Source organism: Mycobacterium innocens, assembly GCF_900566055.1.
Classification (GTDB): Bacteria; Actinomycetota; Actinomycetes; order Mycobacteriales; family Mycobacteriaceae; genus Mycobacterium; species Mycobacterium innocens.
This window is the reverse complement of sequence record NZ_UPHQ01000283.1, coordinates 37,755-59,223: the sequence shown is the minus strand read 5'-3', so window position 1 is coordinate 59,223 and position 21,469 is coordinate 37,755. Positions and strand designations below refer to the sequence as shown.

General features: G+C 65.5%; 18 protein-coding genes, 2 tRNA genes and 1 pseudogene. 11 read left to right on the top strand and 10 right to left on the bottom strand.

Annotated elements, in window-relative coordinates; all coding sequences use genetic code 11:
* The 5 genes from EET03_RS30535 to pknB form a co-directional block, all read left to right on the top strand.
* On the top strand, positions 1–196 hold a 196-nt coding region (locus EET03_RS30535; protein WP_167470714.1), incomplete at its 5' end, for a hypothetical protein.
* 15 nt (positions 197–211) lie between these two features.
* Positions 212–1,621, top strand: a complete 1,410-nt coding sequence (locus EET03_RS27495; RefSeq protein WP_075542577.1) for an FtsW/RodA/SpoVE family cell cycle protein — start codon at positions 212–214, stop codon at positions 1,619–1,621.
* Positions 1,618–3,093: a D,D-transpeptidase PbpA gene (pbpA, locus tag EET03_RS27490; protein WP_075542578.1), complete on the top strand. Its 1,476-nt coding sequence runs from the start codon at positions 1,618–1,620 to the stop codon at positions 3,091–3,093. Before EET03_RS27495 ends, pbpA begins: the two co-directional genes overlap by 4 nt.
* Positions 3,090–4,436: a serine/threonine-protein kinase gene (locus EET03_RS27485; protein WP_099193867.1), complete on the top strand. Its 1,347-nt coding sequence runs from the start codon at positions 3,090–3,092 to the stop codon at positions 4,434–4,436. The genes pbpA and EET03_RS27485 overlap by 4 nt, the downstream gene beginning before the upstream one ends.
* Positions 4,433–6,313 carry a Stk1 family PASTA domain-containing Ser/Thr kinase gene (gene pknB / locus EET03_RS27480; RefSeq protein ID WP_075542579.1) on the top strand — a complete coding sequence of 627 codons (1,881 nt, stop codon included), beginning with the start codon at positions 4,433–4,435 and terminating at the stop codon, positions 6,311–6,313. Before EET03_RS27485 ends, pknB begins: the two co-directional genes overlap by 4 nt.
* Here the strand turns inward: pknB and EET03_RS27475 are convergent.
* Positions 6,291–6,989, bottom strand: a complete 699-nt coding sequence (locus EET03_RS27475) for an aminodeoxychorismate/anthranilate synthase component II (RefSeq protein ID WP_075542580.1) — start codon at positions 6,987–6,989, stop codon at positions 6,291–6,293. The genes pknB and EET03_RS27475 overlap by 23 nt on opposite strands.
* A gap of 22 nt (positions 6,990–7,011) precedes the next feature.
* Positions 7,012–7,755, bottom strand: coding sequence for a DUF881 domain-containing protein (locus tag EET03_RS27470; RefSeq protein ID WP_075542581.1), 744 nt, complete (start codon positions 7,753–7,755; stop codon positions 7,012–7,014).
* Between the two features lie 127 nt (positions 7,756–7,882).
* Here EET03_RS27470 and crgA point away from each other — a divergent pair, with 127 nt between their 5' ends.
* Complete coding sequence (gene crgA / locus EET03_RS27465) at positions 7,883–8,164, top strand: cell division protein CrgA (protein ID WP_075542582.1); 282 nt, start codon at positions 7,883–7,885, stop codon at positions 8,162–8,164.
* Between the two features lie 155 nt (positions 8,165–8,319).
* Positions 8,320–8,745: a PH domain-containing protein gene (locus tag EET03_RS27460; protein ID WP_075542583.1), complete on the top strand. Its 426-nt coding sequence runs from the start codon at positions 8,320–8,322 to the stop codon at positions 8,743–8,745.
* A gap of 9 nt (positions 8,746–8,754) precedes the next feature.
* Here the strand turns inward: EET03_RS27460 and EET03_RS27455 are convergent, their stop codons facing one another.
* Positions 8,755–9,303: a peptidylprolyl isomerase gene (locus tag EET03_RS27455; RefSeq protein ID WP_075542584.1), complete on the bottom strand. Its 549-nt coding sequence runs from the start codon at positions 9,301–9,303 to the stop codon at positions 8,755–8,757.
* A 155-nt stretch (positions 9,304–9,458) separates the two neighbouring features.
* Here EET03_RS27455 and cwsA point away from each other — a divergent pair, with 155 nt between their 5' ends.
* Both cwsA and EET03_RS27445 read left to right on the top strand, forming a co-directional pair.
* Positions 9,459–9,890 carry a cell wall synthesis protein CwsA gene (gene cwsA, locus EET03_RS27450; protein WP_075542585.1) on the top strand — a complete coding sequence of 144 codons (432 nt, stop codon included), beginning with the start codon at positions 9,459–9,461 and terminating at the stop codon, positions 9,888–9,890.
* 28 nt (positions 9,891–9,918) lie between these two features.
* Positions 9,919–10,902: an amidohydrolase family protein gene (locus EET03_RS27445; protein ID WP_075542586.1), complete on the top strand. Its 984-nt coding sequence runs from the start codon at positions 9,919–9,921 to the stop codon at positions 10,900–10,902.
* Positions 10,903–10,939: 37 nt separating this feature from the next.
* Here the strand turns inward: EET03_RS27445 and EET03_RS27440 are convergent.
* The 3 genes from EET03_RS27440 to EET03_RS27430 all read right to left on the bottom strand — a co-directional run bounded on the left by EET03_RS27440 (position 10,940) and on the right by EET03_RS27430 (position 12,196).
* Positions 10,940–11,012, bottom strand: a tRNA-Ala gene (locus EET03_RS27440).
* Positions 11,013–11,175: 163 nt separating this feature from the next.
* Positions 11,176–11,249: transfer RNA gene (locus EET03_RS27435), tRNA-Ile, on the bottom strand.
* Between the two features lie 59 nt (positions 11,250–11,308).
* On the bottom strand, positions 11,309–12,196 hold the full coding sequence (locus EET03_RS27430) for a DUF3566 domain-containing protein (RefSeq protein ID WP_099193866.1): 888 nt from the start codon (positions 12,194–12,196) through the stop codon (positions 11,309–11,311).
* A gap of 406 nt (positions 12,197–12,602) precedes the next feature.
* On the opposite strand from EET03_RS27430, the pseudogene EET03_RS27420 reads away from it, so the two are divergent.
* Together EET03_RS27420 and EET03_RS27415 are read left to right on the top strand one after the other, a co-directional pair.
* A pseudogene (locus EET03_RS27420) lies at positions 12,603–13,187 on the top strand (KUP/HAK/KT family potassium transporter); the annotation flags it as partial.
* 184 nt (positions 13,188–13,371) lie between these two features.
* Complete coding sequence (locus EET03_RS27415) at positions 13,372–13,614, top strand: DUF1918 domain-containing protein (RefSeq protein ID WP_075542589.1); 243 nt, start codon at positions 13,372–13,374, stop codon at positions 13,612–13,614.
* Positions 13,615–13,648: 34 nt separating this feature from the next.
* Here EET03_RS27415 and gyrA read toward each other — a convergent pair whose 3' ends face one another.
* The 4 genes from gyrA to recF form a co-directional block, all read right to left on the bottom strand.
* Positions 13,649–17,425, bottom strand: a complete 3,777-nt coding sequence (gene gyrA, locus EET03_RS27410; RefSeq protein ID WP_075542590.1) for an intein-containing DNA gyrase subunit A — start codon at positions 17,423–17,425, stop codon at positions 13,649–13,651.
* A gap of 34 nt (positions 17,426–17,459) precedes the next feature.
* Positions 17,460–19,487 carry a DNA topoisomerase (ATP-hydrolyzing) subunit B gene (gyrB, locus tag EET03_RS27405; RefSeq protein WP_075542591.1) on the bottom strand — a complete coding sequence of 676 codons (2,028 nt, stop codon included), beginning with the start codon at positions 19,485–19,487 and terminating at the stop codon, positions 17,460–17,462.
* 255 nt (positions 19,488–19,742) lie between these two features.
* Positions 19,743–20,297 (bottom strand): DUF721 family protein, encoded by a 555-nt coding sequence (locus EET03_RS27400; RefSeq protein ID WP_075542592.1) that lies wholly within the window; start codon positions 20,295–20,297, stop codon positions 19,743–19,745.
* Positions 20,294–21,460, bottom strand: a complete 1,167-nt coding sequence (gene recF / locus EET03_RS27395) for a DNA replication/repair protein RecF (RefSeq protein WP_075542593.1) — start codon at positions 21,458–21,460, stop codon at positions 20,294–20,296. The genes EET03_RS27400 and recF overlap by 4 nt, the downstream gene beginning before the upstream one ends.
* Between the last annotated feature and the right edge of the window lie 9 nt (positions 21,461–21,469).

Genomic DNA, 21,469 nt, shown 5'->3' with positions numbered 1-21,469 from the left:
CCCCCGAACCGAGCGTCACATCCTCGTCAACGTCCCCGACCACCCCGACCACTTCGCCCGCCGGGGCCCCGTCCACCACTTCCGGAAGTGCCGGCCCCAACCACGCGAGCACTTCGCCGACAGCGCCCGCGTCACCGTCAACGACATCGCCGACGGTGACCGCGCTTCCGCCACCTCCTCCGCAGCCGGGCATTGACTGCCGGGCGGCGGCATGACGGCACCGCTGCAGGCGCCGGTGACGGTGACGCCCCCGTTGCCGACCCGGCGCAACGCCGAACTGCTGCTGTTGTGCTTCGCCGCCGTGGTCACCGTCGCCGCGCTGCTGATCGTGGAAGCCAACCAAGATCGCAGCCTCCATTGGGATTTGGCCAGCTACGGGCTGGCCTTCCTGACGCTGTTCGGATTCGCGCACCTGGCTATCAGACGCTCCGCCCCGTTCACCGACCCCCTGCTGCTGCCGGTGGTGGCGCTGCTCAACGGGCTTGGACTGGTGATGATCCATCGCCTCGACCTCGTCGACGACGAGGTCGGCCACCACAGTCATTTCAGCGCGAACCAGCAGATGCTGTGGACCCTTGTCGGCGTGACTTCTTTCGCGCTGGTGGTGACCTTTCTCAAGGATCACCGCCAGCTCGCCCGCTACGGCTACACCTGCGGGCTCGCCGGTCTGGTCATGCTCGCCGTTCCGGCGCTGCTTCCCGCATCGTTGTCCGAGCAGAACGGCGCGAAAATCTGGATTCGCTTGCCCGGCTTCTCGATTCAGCCTGCCGAATTCTCCAAGATTTTGCTGCTGATCTTTTTTTCTGCGGTGCTGGTCGCCAAGCGCCGGCTGTTCACCAGTGCCGGCAAGCATCTGATGGGCATGAACCTGCCGCGCCCGCGGGACCTTGCGCCACTGTTGGCGGCCTGGGCGATCTCGGTGGGTGTCATGGTCTTCGAGAAGGACCTCGGCACGTCGCTGCTGCTGTATGCGTCGTTTCTGGTGGTCGTCTACCTGGCCACCCAGAAGTTCAGTTGGGTCGTCATCGGTCTGGCCCTGTTCGCGGCGGGAAGCGTCGTGGCGTACTTCGTTTTCAACCACGTCCGGGTCCGGGTGCAGACCTGGTGGGATCCGTTCGCCGATCCCGACGGCAGCGGCTACCAGATGGTGCAATCGCTGTTCAGTTTCGCCACCGGCGGAATCTTCGGCACCGGGCTGGGTAACGGCCAACCCGATACCGTGCCCGCGGCATCGACCGACTTCATCATCGCCGCCTTCGGCGAGGAGCTCGGGTTGGTCGGCCTGGCCGCCATTTTGATGCTGTACACAATCGTCATCATCCGCGGCCTGCGCACCGCGATCGCCACCCGCGACAGCTTCGGCAAACTGCTGGCCGCGGGTCTGGCATCGACGCTGGCCATCCAGCTGTTCATCGTGGTCGGCGGCGTCACCAAGCTCATTCCGCTGACCGGGCTGACCACACCGTGGATGTCCTACGGTGGGTCGTCGCTGCTGGCCAACTATGTGCTGCTGGCCATATTGGCGCGCATCTCACACGGAGCCCGGCGTCCGCTGCGCACCCGCGCCCGAAATACGACGCCGATCGCGGCGGCCGGTACCGAGGTGATCGAGCGGGTATGAACGCCTCTCTGCGCCGGATCTCGGTGACCGTGATGGCGTTGATCGTGCTACTGCTGCTCAACGCCACGATCACGCAGGTCTTCACCGCCGACGGGTTGCGCGCCGATCCGCGCAATCAGCGGGTCCTGCTCGACGAGTATTCGCGCCAGCGCGGCCAGATCACCGCGGGCGGGCAACTGCTGGCCTACTCGGTCGCCACCGACAGCCGCTTCCGTTTCCTGCGGGTCTATCCCAACCCGGAGCTGTACGCGCCGGTCACCGGCTTCTACTCGCTGCGTTATTCCAGTACCGGTCTGGAACGTGCCGAAGACCCGCTGCTGAACGGGTCGGACGAGCGGTTGTTCGGCCGGCGACTGGCCGACTTCTTCACCGGGCGCGACCCGCGCGGCGGCAATGTCGACACCACTATCAACCCCCGCGTCCAACAGGCCGGCTGGGATGCGATGCAACAGGGCTGCGGCGGCCCCTGCAAAGGCGCGGTGGTGGCGCTGGAGCCGTCGACCGGCAAGATCCTGGCGCTGGTGTCGTCGCCGTCCTATGACCCCAACTTGCTCGCGTCGCACGATCCCGAGGTCCAGGCGCAAGCCTGGCAGCGGCTTCGCGACAACCCCGACTCGCCGCTGACCAACCGTGCCATCGCCGAAACGTACCCGCCGGGTTCCACCTTCAAAGTGATCACCACCGCGGCCGCGCTGCAGGCCGGAGCCACCGACACCGAGCAGCTGACCGCGGCCGCCGAGATTCCGCTGCCCGCAAGCACGGCGACATTGGAGAACTACGGCGGCACCCCGTGCGGCGCCGAGCCGACCGTGTCGCTGAGCGTGGCATTCGCCAAGTCGTGCAACACCGCATTCGTCCAGTTGGGCATCCTTGCCGGCGCAGCCGCGCTGCGCAGCACGGCGCAGGCGTTCGGCTTGGACACGTCGCCGGACCCGATACCGCTGCAGGTGGCCGAGTCGACCATCGGCCCGATCGCCGACACCGCCGCATTGGGTATGACCAGTATCGGGCAGAAGGACGTCGCGCTGACCCCGCTGCAGAACGCCGAGGTCGTGGCGACCATCGCCAACGGCGGGATCACCATGCGGCCGTACCTCGTGGACAACCTCCGCGGGCCCGACCTGGCCAACATCAGCACCACTGCGCCATATCAGCAGCGGCGCGCGGTGTCGCCGCAGGTCGCCGCTAAGCTAACAGAGCTGATGGTCGGCGCCGAGAAAGTCACACAGCAGAAAGGGGCCATCCCCGGCGTGCAGATCGCATCCAAGACGGGTACCGCAGAGCACGGCACAGACCCCCGTCATACTCCGCCCCATGCGTGGTACATCGCCTTCGCGCCGGCACAGGCGCCGAAGGTTGCCATCGCGGTGTTTGTGGAGAACGGGGGCGATCGTCTGTCCGCGACCGGTGGTGCGCTGGCCGCGCCGATCGGACGGGCCGTGATCGAAGCTGCGCTGCAGGGGGGGCCATGAGTCCCCGAGTTGGTATGACGCTGTCCGGCCGCTACCGCCTGCAGCGGCTCATCGCCACCGGCGGCATGGGGCAGGTCTGGGAAGCGGTCGACAGCCGGCTGGGCCGGCGGGTGGCCGTCAAGGTGCTCAAGAACGAGTTCTCATCCGACCCGGAGTTCATCGAACGGTTCCGGGCCGAGGCCCGCACCACGGCCATGCTGAACCACCCGGGGATCGCGGCCGTGCACGACTACGGCGAGAGCCAGATGGACGGCGAGGGTCGCACCGCGTACCTGGTGATGGAGCTGGTCAACGGCGAGCCGCTGAATTCGGTGCTCAAGCGCACCGGCCGACTGTCGCTGCGGCATGCGCTCGACATGCTCGAGCAGACCGGCCGCGCTCTTCAGGTTGCGCACGCGGCCGGACTGGTGCACCGCGACGTCAAGCCGGGCAACATCTTGATCACGCCCACCGGCCAGGTGAAGATCACCGACTTCGGGATCGCCAAGGCCGTCGACGCGGCACCGGTGACGCAGACCGGAATGGTGATGGGCACCGCCCAATACATCGCGCCCGAACAGGCTCTGGGTCACGACGCGACCCCGGCCAGTGACGTATATTCGTTGGGAGTTGTTGGCTACGAAGCGGTTTCGGGTAAGCGGCCGTTCACCGGTGACGGCGCCCTGACGGTGGCGATGAAGCACATCAAGGAACCGCCGCCGCCGCTGCCCGCCGAACTGCCGCCCAATGTGCGAGAACTCATCGAGATCACGCTGGTCAAAAACCCCCAGATGCGCTATCGCAGTGGGGGACCGTTCGCCGACGCCGTCGCTGCGGTACGGGCCGGCCGGCGACCGCCACGGCCCAGCCAGTCACCGCCGCCCGGGCGGGCCGCGCCAGCAGCGATTCCGTCGAGCGCGCCGGCCCGGATCGCGGGCAACCCCACCAGCCGGGCCACGGCCCCGCGCCGCTCCCGGCCGGCGACCGGAGGAAACCGGCCACCCGCGCGGCGTACGTTCTCGTCGGGCCAGCGGGCGTTGTTGTGGGCTGCCGGCGTCCTCGGGGCGCTGGCCATCATCATCGCGGTGCTCATCGTCATCAATTCGCGTGGCGACAACCAGCCGCAGCTACCGCCCCCGACCGTGACCGACACCGGAAGCCCGCCAGCCAGCCAGACGCCGACCGGTCAGGGTTTGCGACTCGGTGGGAAGAGTTTCGGCCCGGTCGACGATGCCGGCCATGACGGCTCGCAATGGGGGCGCTTCCAGCCGCCGGGGGCGAGCCGGACAGACCAACTCGGCCGGACTGTCGCGCTGCGACCGACTCACCATGTGTCGCTGGACCGATACGAGACGTCGCGATGACCACCCCTCGGCACCTCTCCGATCGCTATGAACTGGGCGACATCCTCGGCTTCGGGGGAATGTCCGAAGTTCACCTGGCCCGCGATCTGCGTCTACACCGGGACGTGGCGGTGAAGGTGCTGCGCGCCGATCTGGCCCGCGATCCCAGCTTTTACCTGCGCTTCCGGCGGGAGGCACAAAACGCGGCGGCACTGAACCACCCGGCGATCGTGGCGGTGTACGACACCGGCGAAGCCGAAACGTCCGCCGGTCCGTTGCCCTACATCGTCATGGAGTACGTCGACGGCGTCACCCTTCGTGACATCGTGCACACCGAAGGCCCGATGCCGCCGAAGCAGGCCATCGAGGTGATCGCCGATGCTTGCCAGGCGCTGAACTTCAGCCACCAAAACGGCATCATCCATCGTGACGTCAAGCCGGCCAACATCATGATCAGCTCGACCAATGCGGTGAAGGTGATGGACTTCGGCATTGCCCGGGCGATCGCCGACAGCGGCAACAGCGTCACCCAGACGGCCGCGGTGATCGGTACGGCGCAATATCTGTCCCCCGAACAAGCTCGCGGTGACGCGGTCGATGCGCGATCCGATGTCTATTCGTTGGGGTGTGTGCTGTACGAAATCCTCACCGGCGAACCGCCGTTCACCGGTGACTCGCCGGTGGCGGTGGCCTACCAGCACGTCCGCGAAGACCCCATCCCGCCCTCGGAACGCCATGAGGGCATCTCCGCCGACCTGGACGCCGTCGTCCTCAAGGCGCTGGCCAAGAACCCGGAAAACCGTTACCAGACCGCGGCGGAAATGCGGGCCGACCTGGTCCGGGTGCACAACGGTGAGCCACCGGAGGCACCCAAGGTGCTCAGCGGCGCCGAGCGACGCTCGTTGCTGGCGGCCACCCCCGGACATCCCGCCGGTCCGCGCACCGATCCGCTGCCTCGCCAGGTCCTCGACCACACCGGTCGTGAGCGCACCACCCCCTCGGTAGGCCGCTGGGTCGCCGTGGTCGCGGTGCTGGCGGTGCTGACGATCGCCGTCACGATCGCCATCAACACCTTCGGCGGCAACACCCACAAGGTCCAGGTGCCCGACGTGCGTGGCCAAGCATCCGCCGACGCCATAGCCGCGCTGCAAAACCGCGGCTTCAAAACCCGCACGCTGCAGAAACCGGACTCGACGATCCCGCCCGACCACGTCATCGGGACCGACCCGGCTGCCAACACCTCGGTGGGTGCAGGGGCCGACATCACCATCAACGTCTCCACCGGACCCGAGCAGCGTGAGCTGCCCGATGTCTCGTCGCTGACCTACGCCGAAGCGGTCAAGAAGCTGACCGCCGCCGGGTTCAGCAAATTCAAGCAGGCCGCCTCGCCCTCCTCGCCGGAGATGGCGGGCAAGGTCATCGGGACCAACCCGCCGGCCAACCAGACCTCAGCGATCACCAACGTGATCACGATCATCGTCGGCTCCGGGCCCGAGGCCAAACAGATTCCCGACGTCGCGGGTCAGACCGTCGACCTGGCGCAGAAGAACCTCAACGTCTACGGCTTCACCAAGTTCAGCCAAGCGCAGGTGGACAGCCCGAAGCCGGCGGGTGACGTGGTCGGCACCAACCCACCCGCGGGCACCACCGTTCCGGTCGATTCGGTGATCGAACTACAAGTGTCCAAGGGCAACCAATTCGTCATGCCCGACCTGTCCGGGATGTTCTGGACCGACGCCGAACCGCGGCTGCGCGCGCTGGGCTGGACCGGGGTGCTGGACAAGGGGCCCGACGTCGACGCCGGCGGATCCCAGCACAACCGGGTCGTCTACCAGAGCCCGCCCGCCGGTTCCGGCGTCAACCGGGACGGCATCATCACGCTGAAGTTCGGTCAGTAGTCCCGGCCGTGCCGGCCGCAGCGGTTGGCAGGTGCGGCCGGACGGCGGTGAGCACTTCGTTTTCCAGCCGGCGCACCAACGTGTCGTTGCGCGCCCAGCCGCAATAGGTCAGCCAGTTGGCCAGCATCCGATGTCCGCCCTCGGTCAGGATCGACTCCGGATGGAACTGGACACCGTGAATCGGCAACTCGCGGTGACGCACGCCCATGATCACCTCGCTGCGGGTATGGGCGGTGACCTCCAGCTCGGCCGGCAACGACTCCGGCAGGATGGTCAGCGAGTGATACCGGGTTGCCGTGAATGGGTCCGGAAGTCCTTGCAGTACACCGACATTCGTGTGGTAGACGCTGCTGGTCTTGCCATGCAACAACTCGGGCGCGCGGTCGACGGTGGCCCCGAACGCCACGCCGATGGCCTGGTGTCCCAGGCACACGCCCAGCAGCGGGGTCCGCGCCGCGGCGCACGCCGCGACCATGCTCACCGACGCGCCCGCGCGTTCCGGCGTCCCGGGGCCGGGACTGAGCAGCACACCGTCGAATTGCTCGGCGACGGCGCTCTCGTCAGCGAGCCGGGCGTCGTCGTTGCGCCACACTTGGGCCTCGACGCCCAACTGGCCCAGGTACTGGACCAGGTTGAACACGAAGCTGTCGTAGTTGTCGACAACCAGAATCCGCATCGTGACAGGTTACCGTCCGGCCTCAGTAACCCACGGGTCCCAGCGGCTGCGCGAAATGCATCCGGACCGGTTCGGAATGTCCGACGACCTGCACGTCGGACTTGACCTCTTCGTGGTAGCCCAATCCGAACCGGACCACGTACTGCTTGTAGAGGGTCACCAGCGGAGCCGCGGCCAAGGCTGCTTGCATGGCGGCGGGATTGCCGATCGCGGTGATCGTGTAGGGCGGGCTGTAAGTGCGTCCGTTGAGCAGCAACGTGTTGCCGACGCAACGCACCACCGTGCTCGCGATGATGCGCTGGTCTTGCATCTGGATCGCCTCGGCGCCCGCGCTCCACACCGCGTTGAAGACGGCATCAATGTCCTGCTGGTGCACCACCAGGTCGTCGGGGGAGGCGTCGCGGGGAAAGCGGCCATGGGCGTCGCGCTGCGCGTCGTTCAGCGTCACTACCACGCCAGGGCCGTGGACCGGGTTCATGCCCGCCTCACCGGCCAGTTCGGCGGCCCGCCTGAGCATCGCCGCCAATGCGGTATCCGACGACGGACCGTGCGCCGTGTCGATCCGTTTGGTCAGCGCCTCCCGCTGCGCATCCAGCCGGTTCACCGATGACTGGGCGTTACGGACGAGGTCCACGAGCCGCGGCGCGTCGCTGCGGCGAATCTCCGCACCGCCGGAAACCCCATGCGTGGCGGCCAGCAACAAGCCGGCGAGCAGGCACACCAGCGGAACGCCGAAACGCCACGGCGAGCGGCGCTCATCGGTCATCACGTCTCCGTTTCCTGGTCGCGAGACCAGTTGGGTTAGTCTCGTAGCCAAGCTTTGGCTGCAGTTGCAGTCGCAATCGTTGCACTTTGTCCGCTCACCGTGTTGTTGAGGTATCCCGAGGTATTACATGCCCAAGTCGAAGGTCCGCAAGAAGAAGGACTTCACCGTCAAGCCGGTGAGCCGCACACCCGTGAAAGTGAAGGTCGGACCATCCAGTGTGTGGTTCGTCTCGTTGTTCATCGGGTTGATGCTGATCGGCCTCGTCTGGTTGATGGTGTTTCAGTTGGCCGCCCTCGGTAGTCAGGCCCCCAAGGCGCTGCAGTGGATGGCGGATCTAGGCCCGTGGAACTACGCCATCGCGTTCGCTTTCATGATCACCGGATTGTTGCTCACCATGCGGTGGCACTGAGCCGCACCGCGCCCGAAATGAATTTATTTCATCCCGGGATCTTTACTGATCCAGCAACCTTGTGGTTCGTCAATCACATGGATGTGATTTATCCCCACTGTTGATAGCGTCTGTGGATAACCGAATCTGCGGTGGTCGGAGGGTCTGGATAGCGCATGCAGCAAACACAATGGTCGCCGCCGGCGGCAGGAATCGCTGGCTGCGGCGTTGCCGGCGCATTGATGGCTATCGGTTCTGTGACCTTGGTCACAGACCCGCCGGGGCGCGTGATGGCCATGGTTGCCGCACTGGGTTTGATCTTGTTTGCCGGCGTTTCCTGGCGGGCACGGCCGAAGCTGGCAATCACCGGCGACGGGCTGGCGGTCCGGGGGTGGTTGCGGACGCAGTTATTGCGGCGGCTCGACATCAAGATCATCCGGATCTCTCAGTTCCGGCGTTACGCGCGCAACGTTCGACTCCTCGAAATCGAGACCGTCAACGACCGACTGTTCATCTTGTCCCGTTGGGACCTCGGGACCGATCCGCTGAACGTGCTCGATGCCCTCACCGCAGCCGGCTACGCCGGCCCAGGGCGCGGATAGAGCGGCGGTTCAGGAGATGGTGATCGACTCGATCACCACCGGGTCGGTGGGCCGATCGTTGCCGTCGGTGGGTGTGGTCGCGATGGCGTCGACGACGCGCTGCGACTCCGGTTCGGTCACCTCACCAAAGATCGTGTGACGCCGGTTCAGGTGCGGAGTCTTGCCGACGGTGATGAAGAACTGTGAGCCGTTGGTGCCGGGCCCTGCGTTGGCCATCGCCAGCAGGTAGGGCTTATCGAATTGCAGTTCGGGGTGGAACTCGTCGGCGAACTTGTAGCCCGGCCCACCGCGGCCGGTGCCGGTCGGGTCACCGCCCTGGATCATGAAGCCGTTGATCACCCGGTGAAAGACCGCGCCGTCGTAGAACGGGCCGGCGGTGCCTCCCGATGCATTTTGGGTCGAGTAATCCTTGGTGCCCTGCGCCAGGCCGACGAAGTTGGCGACGGTCTTGGGCGCGTGGTTTCCGAAGAGGGCGACCTTGATGTCTCCGCGGTTGGTGTGCAGCGTGGCGGTGGCAGTCTGAAACGGGCTGTTAGTCACGGGATCACAGTGTGCCATTACCCGGTGGCGCGGCCGCAGCCGGTGCCACCCGACGCGAACCGCGCGGTATTGAGGCAATGGACCCGCAGACGTCCTCGTGGTGGCAGTCTGTGAGGGTATCGGAGTGGCTCTGGGCAAGTGAATCGACCAGCCAGACACCAGAAAGGCGGCAGATGAGCGAGAAGGTGGAAACCCGGTTGACCCCGAGGGAGCGACTGACCCGCGGCCTGACCTATTCGGCGGTTGGCCCCGTGGACGTGACCCGTGGCGTCGTCGGACTCGGAGTGCAGTCCGCGCAGTCGACCGCCTCGGATCTTCGTCGCCGCTATCGAGAAGGCCGGTTGGCCCGCGAGATCGCCGCCGCTCAAGAAACGCTCGCCCAGGAACTGGCCGCTGCCCAGGAAGTGGTGGCAAACCTGCCCCAGGTGCTTCAGGAAGCGCGCCGGTCCCAGCGCCGCGGCAAGAAGCGGGTGTGGGTGATCGCCGGAGCGGCCGCCGTCGTCGTCGTGGCCGGTGGTGCGGTGGCATTCACCATCGTGCGGCGCTCGTCGCGCCCGGAGCCCTCCCCGCGCCCGCCGAGTGTGGACGTCCAGCCGCGCCCGTAGGGCGCGGCATCACCGGGCCAGGCTTGCGATGTCGTTGATTGCCTTGGAAGAGCATTACGCGTGGGATCCGGTCAGCGCCGACAATGTCGTCGGCAGCTGGCTTCGGCTGCACAATCGCACCGCATACGAGCGGCTGTACGACCGGGGAGCGCTGCGGCTGGAGCAGATGGACGCCGCGGGAATCGACTTCCAGATCCTCTCGCTGTTCGACCCCGGCGTGCAGGCCGACGGCGACGTCCACCGGGCGGTCGACGGTGCGCGTCGCGCCAATGACGACCTGGCCGAGACGATCGCCGCCATGCCGGACCGATTCGGTGCGTTCGCGACCCTGGCGCCCCAGGATCCGCAGGCCGCGGCGGCCGAATTGACCCGCGCCGTCAGCGAATTGGGTTTCGTCGGAGGGCTGATCAACGGGCACACTCAGGGTCGTTATCTCGACGACCCGGCTTACTACGGGTTGTTCGAAGCCGCCGAAGCGCTGCGGGCACCGATCTATCTGCATCCGACCACTCCGCACCCCGCGGTGATGGACGCCTGGTTCAAGCCTTACCTAGGGGCCGGCCTGCACCTGGCGTCGTGGGGTTTCGGCGTAGAGACCGGCACGCATGCGCTGCGGCTGATCTACTCGGGCCTGTTCGACCGCTTTCCGCGGTTGCAGATGATCTTGGGCCACCTGGGCGAGATGCTGCCGTTCGCCGCCCACCGGATCGACCGCTACTACGGCCTTGCCGGCGATCCGGATGCCGGCCGCAAACTGCGCCGGTTGCCGTCGGACTACCTGCGCTCGAACTTCTATGTGACCACCAGCGGCAACTTCTCGGCGCCGGCGTTTGCTTGCACGCTGGAAGTCATGTCTGCCGATCGGGTGATGTTCTCGGTCGATTATCCGATGGACGACAACATGGCCGGCGCGAAGTTCCTCGCCGACTTCCCGTTCGACGACGAGCTGCGGCAAAAAGTCGCCGCCGGAAACGCACAGCGGCTGTTCAAGGACAAGATCCCGGCACTGTAGATGCGCTTTAAGCGGTACCGGCTGCGCTTTCGTCCTGTGGAGCCTAGGGGAATCGAACCCCTGACACCCGCCTTGCAAAGGCGGTGCTCTACCAACTGAGCTAAGGCCCCTCGTCGTTGCGAGGTGGGTGACCAGGCGCGTGATCAGAGGTGGGATCCGGCGCCACGTGCCACACTTCGGCGCTGCGCCGCGCCCGCACCGCCGCCACCACCGCAGCGATTGCTGCCAGTGATAACGCGAGCCGCACGCAGCACCTTGACGGGCACATGGTCGTGGGCCTAGGAGGACTCGAACCTCCGACCTCTTCGTTATCAGCGAAGCGCTCTAACCGCCTGAGCTATAGGCCCGGATTCCGGATACGGCCGAGCGACGAGATTACCGCAATCGCCGCCCCACCCCCAAAATGCTAATCCCGGTCGGCCAGCGTCACCTCGATGCCGCCGATCAGATCCGTGGTGAGGTTGTAGACGAACGCCCCAATGGTGGCCATCGTGGTCATCAAAACGATGTTGACCAAGCCGATCAGTACGGCGCCGCCGAAGATCGTGCCGCTGGAGACCAGTTCTGCGCTGCTGCCGCTGGTGTTGTTGAGCAGGTCGCCGACGTTGCTGTTGAGCTTGGCCCACACGCCCATGCCGCCGAGCACCAGGTACAGGAACGCCACCGAGATCATCCAGACGAAGAACAGGGCCACCGACAGCAGCAGCGACACCTTCAGCGTGCTCCACGGATCGATCCGCCGGATCTGCATGCTGGCCCGCACCGGTCCGCGGCCTCGTCGGGGCGAAACTTGCACACGGGATTCGCGAGATTCGGTGGTCACCGGACGGCTGGCGGTGGTCGTAGTTGCCGGCGCGTCGACCGGACGGTCGGGTGCGGACCTGCGTTGTGCCCGAGGGATAGATCCCGACAGATCGGGCAATTCGCTGGCGTAGGCCTCAACCGGTGGACCGTCACTGCGGGCCGGAAGGTCGTCGGGCTCCGGTGGGCTCGTCTTCACCGGCCCGGACGGGGCGCCCGACGGCGCCGAGGTACCGGTGATGAAGCGGTTCAACCGGGCGTCGACGGCCGAACTCGGGCCGGGTGGCCGCACGTCGGTCGGCGGATCGTTCGGTTGCCACTGCCCCGGCTGAGACGGCCAGGCGCCACCTCGGTGCCGCGACGCAGCGTCTGCGGGCTCTGACGGGCGGCCAGCTCCGGTCGTTGCCCGGTGTGCACCGGCACGCTCCGCCACAGCATCCCCATTCGGTAAGTCGCCCGTATTGGGGGCGCCCGGCTCGTTCGGTGAGGTCACCCCGACTCCTAACATGTGTACCCAGGCCGCTGAGTCTAGTTGCCCTGGTGTTCGGCGGCGGATCCGCCATCCTGATCGTCACCGGGCGGTGACGACATCGTCGCCACGTCACCGATGCGGCCGCCAAGCCCGGTGTCACCGCCGACCTCGTGTCCGGCCCGTCTAGCCAGACGGCGCCCGACCGGGCATCCGGACATTACGATCGATCCGCCGCACCGCAACCGCCACAACCGAAAGTACGAGGACTCGCCGTGAAAGCGGGCTCGCACACCGCGTCCCCTCCTCAGTCGGCCACCGGCGGGCCCACGGCCAGTATCGCCATCGTTGGCGGTGGGCTCGGGGTGGTGTTCGGCGACATTGGCACCAGCCCCATCTACACGGTTCAGACGCTCTTCAGCCCCAGCGACTCATCGGCCTGGCCGTGTTCACCGTGATGACCACCTGGCAGCAGGGCCGGGTGATCGTCACCCGGGTGCGCGAGCGGGAGGAAGGGCCGTTGCGGGGTTCGTCGAGGAGCTACGGCAATACGATCCGCCGCTGATGCGTACCCCGGGAACGGCGGTATTCCTCAACCGCGGCAACGAGACTGCGCCGCTGGCGATGCGAGCCGACGTCGAGCACAACCGCGTCGTGCACGAAAACGTCGTCATCATGTCGATCGACACGATGCCGGTGCCGCGAGTGCCGGATGCAGAGCGCACAACTATCGACAGCCTCGGCTATTCGCAAGACAGAATCATTCACGTCAGCGCCCCAACGTCCCGCACGCTCTGAGCCTGCTCGACGCCAAGGAGACGGGGGCTTTCTCGACGTTGACACGGCTTCCTACTTCTTGTCGAAAATCGAATTGACGGCCGGGGCGGAAGCCACCATGTCGCCTTGGCGCAAGCGCCTGTTCATCGCCACGTCGTACATCACCGCCAACGCCGCCGCGTATTTCAGTCTGCCGCTCGACCGAACAGTGATCATCGGTTCACGTATCGAGATCTGACACCAGATCACTTCCGCCACAGCAGTCTCTCGCAACAGGGCGTGGGAGTTTTGCCCGCCTCACCGCGACACGCGGGACCGCGCAAAGCCGTTAGCGGTGGACGTCGCGCGTACTTCCGTTTGGCGGCCGCCGCGCGCACCATGGAGAGATCGGCGGTTCTCACAAGACGGGAAGGAAGCGCGCGATGAAGGCGAAGGTCGGCGACTACCTCGTGGTCAAGGGCACCACCACCGAACGACATGACCAACATGCGGAGATCACCGAGGTGCGTTCCCAAGACGGCTCGCCGCCATACGTGGTGCGTTGGCTGGTGACCGGGCACGAGGCGACGGTGTACCCCGGGTCCGATGCGGTTGTCGTCAGCGCGGCCGAACACGAGGAAGCCGCACGACGCGCTGCCGGCCGGGCCGGACGCCCCGCGACATAGCCGGCACGTCGCTGGGCTTCACCGCGGCTACGGGCTACTTGCCCGAGCCGTTGCCGTCGTCGGTTTCCCCGACCGCCTCCTCGCTTTCCTCGGCGTTGCGTGCGATGGCCAACAGGGTGTCGCCCTCGCCCAGGTTCATCAAGCGGACACCCTTGGTCTGACGTCCCGCCTTGCGAACCTGTCGTGCCGCCGTCCGGATGACGCCACCTCCGGAGGTGATCGCGTACAGCTCGCTGTCGTCGTCGGCGATCAACGCTCCGACCAGCCTGCCGCGCCGACGGTCATACATCACGGTCAGTACACCCTTGCCGCCGCGGCCCTGCACCGGGTACTCCTCGATCGCGGTGCGTTTGGCGTAACCGCCGGACGTAGCGACCAGCAGATAGGTGCCTTCGCGGACGACGTTCAGCGACAGCAACCGATCGTCGGCGTTGAACCGCATGCCCTGTACCCCGGAGGTGGCCCGGCCCATCGGGCGTAGCGCCTCGTCGGTGGCCGAGAACCGGATCGACTGCCCGTTGGCCGAAACCAGCAACAGGTCATCCTCTGCCGAGCACAGCACCGCCCCGACCAGTTCGTCGTTGTCGCGCAGATTGATCGCCACGATGCCGCCGGAGCGGTTGGAGTCGAAGTCGGTCAGCTTAGACTTTTTGACCAGCCCGTTCTTGGTGGCCAGCACCAGATACGGCGCATCCTCGTAACCGCGGATCTGGATGACCTGGGCGATGCGCTCCTCGGGCTGGAAGGCCAACAGGTTGGCGACGTGCTGACCGCGCGCGGTGCGGGAGGCCTCGGGCAACTCATAGGCCTTGGCCCGGTACACCCGGCCCTGGGTGGTGAAGAACAATATCCAGTCGTGGGTCGAGCAGACGAAGAAGTGCGCGACGATGTCGTCCTGCTTGAGACCGGCGCCCTGTACGCCCTTCCCGCCGCGCTTTTGGCTGCGGTACAGGTCGGTCTTGGTGCGCTTGGCATAGCCGGTTTCGGTGATGGTGACCACGACGTCCTCGCGGGCGATCAGGTCTTCGTCGCTGACATCGCCGTCGGCGGCGACAATCCGGGTCCGACGGTCGTCGCCGTGCTTGTCGACGATCTCACCGAGTTCGTCGCGCACGATGCCGCGCTGTCGCTCGGGCTTGGCCAGGATGTCCTCCAGGTCGGCGATCTCGGCCTCGATCTTGGCGAGGTCGTCGACGATGCGCTGACGTTCCAGTGCCGCCAGGCGCCGCAGCTGCATATCGAGGATGGCCTGGGCCTGGATCTCGTCGATGTCGAGCAGCTCGATCAACCCGGCCCGGGCAATGTCGACGGTCTCCGACGCCCGGATCAGGGCGATCACTTCGTCCAGCGCGTCAAGCGCTTTGACTAGGCCGCGCAGGATGTGGGCCCGCTCGTTGGCTTTTCGCAGCCGGTAGCGGGTGCGCCGGATGATGACGTCGAGTTGGTGCTCGACGTAGTAGCGGATCATCTGGTCGAGCCGCAGCGTCCGCGGCACCCCGTCGACGATGGACAGCATGTTGGCGCCGAAGCTCGTTTGCAACTGGGTGTGCTTGTAGAGGTTGTTGAGCACCACCTTGGCCACGGCGTCGCGTTTGAGTTCGACGACGATGCGCACCCCGACCCGCTCGCTGCCCTGGTCCTCGATGTTGGCGATACCGGCGAGCTTGCCGTCGCGGACCTGCTCGGCGATCGAGGTGATGAAGTTGTCGTGGTTGACCTGATACGGCAGCTCGGTGATGACCAGAGAGGTGCGGCCGCGCGAATCTTCTTCCACCTCAACGACTCCGCGCATCCGGATGGAACCGCGACCGGTCTTGTACGCGTCGGCGATACCCTGGGATCCGACGATGAGCCCCGCGGTGGGAAAGTCGGGCCCCTTGACCCGCTCCATGACCGCGGCCAGCGTCGTCTCCTCGTCGGCGTCGTAATTGTCCAGTGCCCAGAACACCGCGTCGGCGAGTTCGCGCAGGTTGTGCGGCGGGATATTGGTGGCCATGCCCACCGCGATGCCGCCGGAACCGTTGGCCAGCAGGTTGGGGAACCGGCTGGGCAGCACCGTCGGTTCCTGCACCCGGCCGTCATAGTTGGGGATGAAATTGACTGTCTCCTCGTCGATTTCGCGCAGCATCTCCATGGCCAGCGGGGTCAGCCGGGCCTCGGTGTTGTGGCTGACGAAACCGTTGGTGAGGAACGCGTGGTCGTCGGTGTCGACCCGCAGGCTGTACACCGGCTGCACGCCGGCGTCGGTGATGGAGGCGACCCGCCCGTAGTAGAAGCGGCCGTCGGTCAGTTCGGTGGCGATGGTGCGGACATCGGGGTCGGCGATGTGCGAGAGGATTTCGGCACCGTCGCGCCGCCACCGTGAAAGGCGGTCGATATTGTGCTTGTGCAACCATTCCTTGTCGACCCACCGGCTGCCGCAGTGCCTACGAATAAACAGAGCTAGTCCTGGCACGTGATCGCTGTCTCTGCCGGCGCACGGGGGCATGCTGGCCAGGATCTTGGTCAGCTTGGTTTGCTTCGCGCCACCGAAACCGATTTGCGTTGCAAATAATTCGGCTTGCGCCCGATTGGTGATGACGACCTTGTACTCGCCGACCGCATGTAAGTATCGCCGGGATATCACACCGAACTCGAGCAACATCTGCTGCACGTCCATGGCCAGCTGCTTGCTGATGGTTGTATATGAGATCTGAATCGTATTGCGCGGCAGCATCGAACACGAACCGCCGCCCTCGAAGAGTGCTTGAAGGAAGGTGCGTTTGACGGCGGCGGGAGAGTGCCACAGCCACTCCGGCACATACTTGTCTGCCGACCGCACGCCCACTATCTGCCACAACCGGCTCTGCTTTAGAGCAGTCACTTTCTGGGTGTAGAGCGGGTGCTGCAGCGATCCCGAGGCGATTGTCTGCTGGTAGACATAGCGTTTGCCGCCGACGACGGCGTCGTAAGCTCCGGCCGCCATGGTGAAGTAGTCGCAGTCCAGATTGGCAAAGCCGGTGCGGGTTTCCGAAACATAGCCCTCACTAATGAATGCCCCCAACAGGAGCGCTTCCATCGTGCCGTGCCAGTCAGCGGGGCCCAATTCCATTGGGGGAGTGCGCTGCAGCGCCACATAATCGTCTGGGTGGATTTCTCCGATCAGCTTCCACAACAACGTGGGCACGCCACCAACGTCGACAAGGCACAGCAACGGGTGGTTTGCGGTGCCGGTGACTTCATAACCCTCGGCAGTGCGCACGGTGTAGGTCTGATGGTCACCGGAATGGAACAGGTGATCAGCCACTACCGGGTTGCCATGGCGATCGAGGACCTTCAGTTCGACCGCATTGTCAGAGTTGGGACCAGCGCCTGGCACCACATCGGCGATTCGGATCGACTGCCCAAATGGCAACCGCACCAACGCATCTCCGGTAGTGCAGTACCTCATCGCTGCCGGCGGGTCGTTGCCCGGCGAACCGAAGTTGCCCTGACCGTCGACGAGCGGATAGCGCAGCGACCATGGCTGCGCCATGCGCACCAGGGTGTCGTAGATCGACGCGTCGCCGTGCGGGTGGTAGTTGCCCATCGTCTCGGCGACCGACCGTGCCGACTTGGCGTGGCTGCGGTCCGGGCGAAAACCCGAGTCGTACATCGCGTAAAGCACTCGCCGGTGCACCGGTTTGAGTCCGTCGCGCACTTCCGGCAGGGCGCGGCCGACGATGACGCTCATCGCGTAATCGATGTAGCTGCGCTGCATCTCCTGCTGAATGTCGACCGGCTCGATCCGGTCGAGCGAGTCGTCACCAGGGGGCAGCGTCGTGTCTGTCATCTATTCCTCGTTTGCAACTGTGCGCGGGCACGCTTTAGACATCTAGGAAGCGAACGTCCTTGGCGTTGCGGGTGATAAAGCTTCGACGTGCATCCACGTCCTCGCCCATCAGGATGGAGAACAGCTCGTCGGCGGCCGCGGCGTCGTCCAACGTGACTTGACGCAACACCCGCACCGACGGGTCCATGGTGGTTTCCCACAATTCCTTGGCATCCATTTCGCCCAGACCCTTGTAGCGCTGGATGCCGTCTTCCTTGTTGATCTTCTTGCCGGCCTTGAGCCCTGCCTCCAGCAACCCGTCACGTTCACGATCGGAGTAGGCGAATTCGGGGTCGGAACGCTGCCATTTGAGTTTGTACAGCGGCGGCTGGGCCAGGAACACGTGGCCGTTCTCGATGAGCGGACGCATGAAGCGGAACAACAACGTCAACAACAACGTCGAGATGTGCTGGCCGTCGACATCGGCGTCGGCCATCAGCACGATCTTGTGGTAACGCAGTCTCGCGATGTCGAATTCGTCGTGGATCCCGGTACCCAACGCGGTGATGATCGCCTGGACTTCGGTGTTCTTCAGCACCCGGTCGATGCGGGCCTTCTCGACGTTGATGATCTTGCCGCGCAACGGCAGGATGGCCTGAAACATCGAGTCGCGGCCGCTCTTCGCCGAGCCGCCGGCTGAATCACCCTCCACCACATACAATTCGGACTTGCGTGGGTCGGTCGAGCGGCAGTCGGCCAACTTGCCCGGTAGTCCGCCCAGATCGGTTGCGCTCTTGCGGCGCACCAATTCGCGCGCCTTGCGGGCCGCAATCCTGGCCTGCGCCGATGAAACTGCCTTGTTGACGACGGTTTTAGCATCAGCGGGGTTGGCCTCGAACCAATGGGTGAGCTGTTCGTTGCACACCTTCTGCACGAACGACTTCACCTCGGTGTTGCCCAGTTTCGTCTTGGTCTGGCCCTCGAACTGCGGCTCACTGACCTTGACCGAAATCACCGCGGCCAACCCTTCCCGGATGTCGTCGCCGGTGAGGTTGGGGTCCTTTTCCTTGAGCAGTTTGCGGTCCTTGGCGTATTTGTTCACCACGGACGTCAGCGCGCTGCGGAACCCCTCTTCGTGGGTCCCGCCCTCATGGGTGTTGATGGTGTTGGCGAAGGTGTGCACCGACTCCGAATAGCCGGCATTCCACTGCATCGCGATCTCCACCTCGTGGCCGGTGCCTTTACCGGAGAAGTCGACGATGCTGCTGTGGATGGCGTTTTTGGTGCGGTTGATGTGCTTGACGAAGTCAACCAGGCCACCGGGATAGTGGAAGGTACGCTTTTTGACCTTGTGCGGGGCGGCGGATTCGGCCGCCTTCTCACTGGCCGACTTCGGGGCCTCGGCGACGTCGCTGACCACCTCGTCGACCACCTCGTCCTGGGTCACCCGTCGATCGGCCAGGTTGATGGTGAGTCCCTTGTTGAGAAACGCCATCTCCTGCAACCGCCGTGCGACGGTTTCGAAGTCGTACTCGGTGGTCTCAAAAACGTTGGGGTCGGCCCAGAACCGCACCGTCGTGCCGGTCTTCTTCGTCGGCGCGCCTTGTTTGAGTCCCATCGGCTCGGATTTCTCGTAAACCTGTGACCACTCATGGCCGTCACGCTTGATCTCCACTTCCAGCCGGCTGGACAGTGCATTGACCACCGAGACACCGACACCGTGCAGCCCGCCCGATATCGCATAGGCGTCGGAATCGAACTTCCCACCGGCGTGCAGCTGGGTCATCACCACGTCCACGGTCGGTATGCCGGAGGCGTGCATTGCGACCGGGATTCCGCGGCCGTCGTCGGTCACCTCGACACCGCCGTCCTCGAGCAGCACCACGCTTACGGTGGCCGCGTAACCAGCCATCGCCTCGTCGACCGCGTTGTCGACCACCTCCCAGATGAGATGGTGCAGACCACGTTCACCGGTCGAGCCGATGTACATGCCCGGGCGTTTGCGGACGGCCTCTAGCCCTTCGAGAATCGTGATGGATGCAGCGCCGTATTCGTCTTGAGCCTTCTTCTTCTGGGCAGCCACGGTCCGAATGCTCTCCTTGGGGTTGCAATGCGAGCGGTCCAGTCACCGCAGCGGGTCGGGTACCTACTCTACCGTGAGCACCTGTCCGCACCGATTCTCTAAGCGCGTTTCCACCTATCTAACTGCGCCGTGCGCTCGATATCTTCTTGGAGGACGCGTCCGGACGTCGGGGATACGGGTCCGCTCCGTCCTGGTGGATTTCAGACGTGGACGACATGCGGCTCGGGCCGACGCTTGATGGACCCCGGTCATGGGCTAGCCATAGGTGTCGCGAGGCCCCCTACCGGCGATGTGTCGCGGCCCTTTGCGCCACGACGGTGCGGCCGGCCCGGTGATTTTCAGCGTGGTCACCACGCCGTTACCCACCGCGGCGGCGATCTTGGCCAGTAGTTGGGATTGCATGATCCGCAACTGCGTGGCCCATGCTGTCGACTCGGCGGTCACGCTGAGCACACCGTCGTCCAGCGAGGTCGGAGTCGCATGGTCGGCGATCTGCTGGCCGACCACTGACGCCCACTGGCCCAGCACGGTGCCCTCGGCAACACGTCCGGACCAACCGCGCTTCTTCGCCAGTTCGCGGGCTAGCTTGCCCAACGGTTGCGGATCGCGAGCATCGGGTCCTGGACCCGACCAGCTTCGGCGCTGTCCGGCGACGCGTCGCGATGAAACCGGCTGCGCCGCCGACCGGCGCCCGAGATCCCGTCCCCGGGCACGAGCGGCGGCCCGAGCCTCTGCCAGGGTGCGTCGAACCAAGTCGATACCGTTGTCGGGTTGCGGGGTGTGCTCCGGGCTTGATTGCTCGCCGTTCACGCGGACACCACCGATACTCGTCCGTCGTCACCCTCGCGCAAATCGATCTGCACCCGTTTCGCGTCCCAACCCGCCGGAATGTCTTCCGGCACCGCCGCGGTCACCACAACCTGTTCGGCCGACTCCGCCACACTCGCCAGGGCCCTACGGCGCCTGGTATCCAGTTCGGCAAAAACGTCGTCCAACAACAACACCGGGTCACTACCCTCGACCCGCAACAGTTCATAGGCGGCCAGCCGCAGCGCCACCGCTATCGACCACGACTCCCCATGGCTGGCAAAACCTTTGGCGGGTTGGTCACCCAACCGCAATTCCAGGTCGTCGCGGTGCGGACCGACCAGACATACCCCGCGTTCCACCTCGGCATCACGACGCGCGCCCAGCGCCGCCAACAGCCGGGCCTCGAGGTATCCGCGATCGGCAGTCCCGTCCGGCTCGTCAGATCCGGGGACCACCGACGTCATGCTGGCCCGGTACTCGATGGACGCCGTGCGTGACTCCGGCGCCAGCAGTTGATACGCCTTCGCCACCTCCGGGGCCAGTTGACTGACCAAATCCATACGGGCGGCCATCAATTCGGCGCCGTGCTCGGCCAATCGGCTATCCCAGACATCGAGGGTGTCCAGCACACCGCGGTCCCCTCGATACCGCGCGCCCGCTACGGATTTCAGCAGTGCAGTACGCTGCCGCAGCACCTTGTCGTAATCGGCTCGCAGGGCGGCCACGGCCGGGCGGCGCACTGTGGCCAAATCGTCGAGGTAGCGACGCCGATCCGCCGGGTCCCCGCGGACCAATGCCAAATCCTCGGGAGCGAACAGCACTGCTCGCAACACCCCGACCACTTCGCGGGTGCTGCGCACCGGTGACCGGTTCAGCCGGGCCTTGTTCGCCCGTCCCGCGGCGATCTCGAGGTCCACCGCGCATTCCCGACCGTCGCTGACCACGATCGTCGAGATCACCGCCCGGTCGGCACCTGCCCGGATCAGCGGCGCGTCGGTGCCGACCCGATGTGAACCCAAAGTGCTCGAATACCACAGTGCCTCAATAAGATTCGTCTTGCCGAAGCCGTTCGGACCAACGAACACAGTCCGCCCCGGGTGCAATTCGAGGTCCGCGTGCGCCCACGAGCGGAAATCACGCAATCCCAAATACCGGACAAACACCTACTTCGA

Excerpts from the sequence above, each read along its gene's own strand:
- EET03_RS27495 (WP_075542577.1), top strand. The coding sequence starts at position 212 with ATGACGGCACCGCTGCAGGCGCCGGTGACGGTGACGCCCCCGTTGCCG.
- pbpA (WP_075542578.1), top strand. The coding sequence starts at position 1,618 with ATGAACGCCTCTCTGCGCCGGATCTCGGTGACCGTGATGGCGTTGATC.
- EET03_RS27485 (WP_099193867.1), top strand. The coding sequence starts at position 3,090 with ATGAGTCCCCGAGTTGGTATGACGCTGTCCGGCCGCTACCGCCTGCAG.
- pknB (WP_075542579.1), top strand. The coding sequence starts at position 4,433 with ATGACCACCCCTCGGCACCTCTCCGATCGCTATGAACTGGGCGACATC.
- EET03_RS27475 (WP_075542580.1), bottom strand. The coding sequence starts at position 6,989 with ATGCGGATTCTGGTTGTCGACAACTACGACAGCTTCGTGTTCAACCTG.
- EET03_RS27470 (WP_075542581.1), bottom strand. The coding sequence starts at position 7,755 with ATGACCGATGAGCGCCGCTCGCCGTGGCGTTTCGGCGTTCCGCTGGTG.
- crgA (WP_075542582.1), top strand. The coding sequence starts at position 7,883 with ATGCCCAAGTCGAAGGTCCGCAAGAAGAAGGACTTCACCGTCAAGCCG.
- EET03_RS27460 (WP_075542583.1), top strand. The coding sequence starts at position 8,320 with ATGCAGCAAACACAATGGTCGCCGCCGGCGGCAGGAATCGCTGGCTGC.
- EET03_RS27455 (WP_075542584.1), bottom strand. The coding sequence starts at position 9,303 with ATGGCACACTGTGATCCCGTGACTAACAGCCCGTTTCAGACTGCCACC.
- cwsA (WP_075542585.1), top strand. The coding sequence starts at position 9,459 with ATGAGCGAGAAGGTGGAAACCCGGTTGACCCCGAGGGAGCGACTGACC.
- EET03_RS27445 (WP_075542586.1), top strand. The coding sequence starts at position 9,919 with ATGTCGTTGATTGCCTTGGAAGAGCATTACGCGTGGGATCCGGTCAGC.
- EET03_RS27415 (WP_075542589.1), top strand. The coding sequence starts at position 13,372 with ATGAAGGCGAAGGTCGGCGACTACCTCGTGGTCAAGGGCACCACCACC.
- gyrA (WP_075542590.1), bottom strand. The coding sequence starts at position 17,425 with ATGACAGACACGACGCTGCCCCCTGGTGACGACTCGCTCGACCGGATC.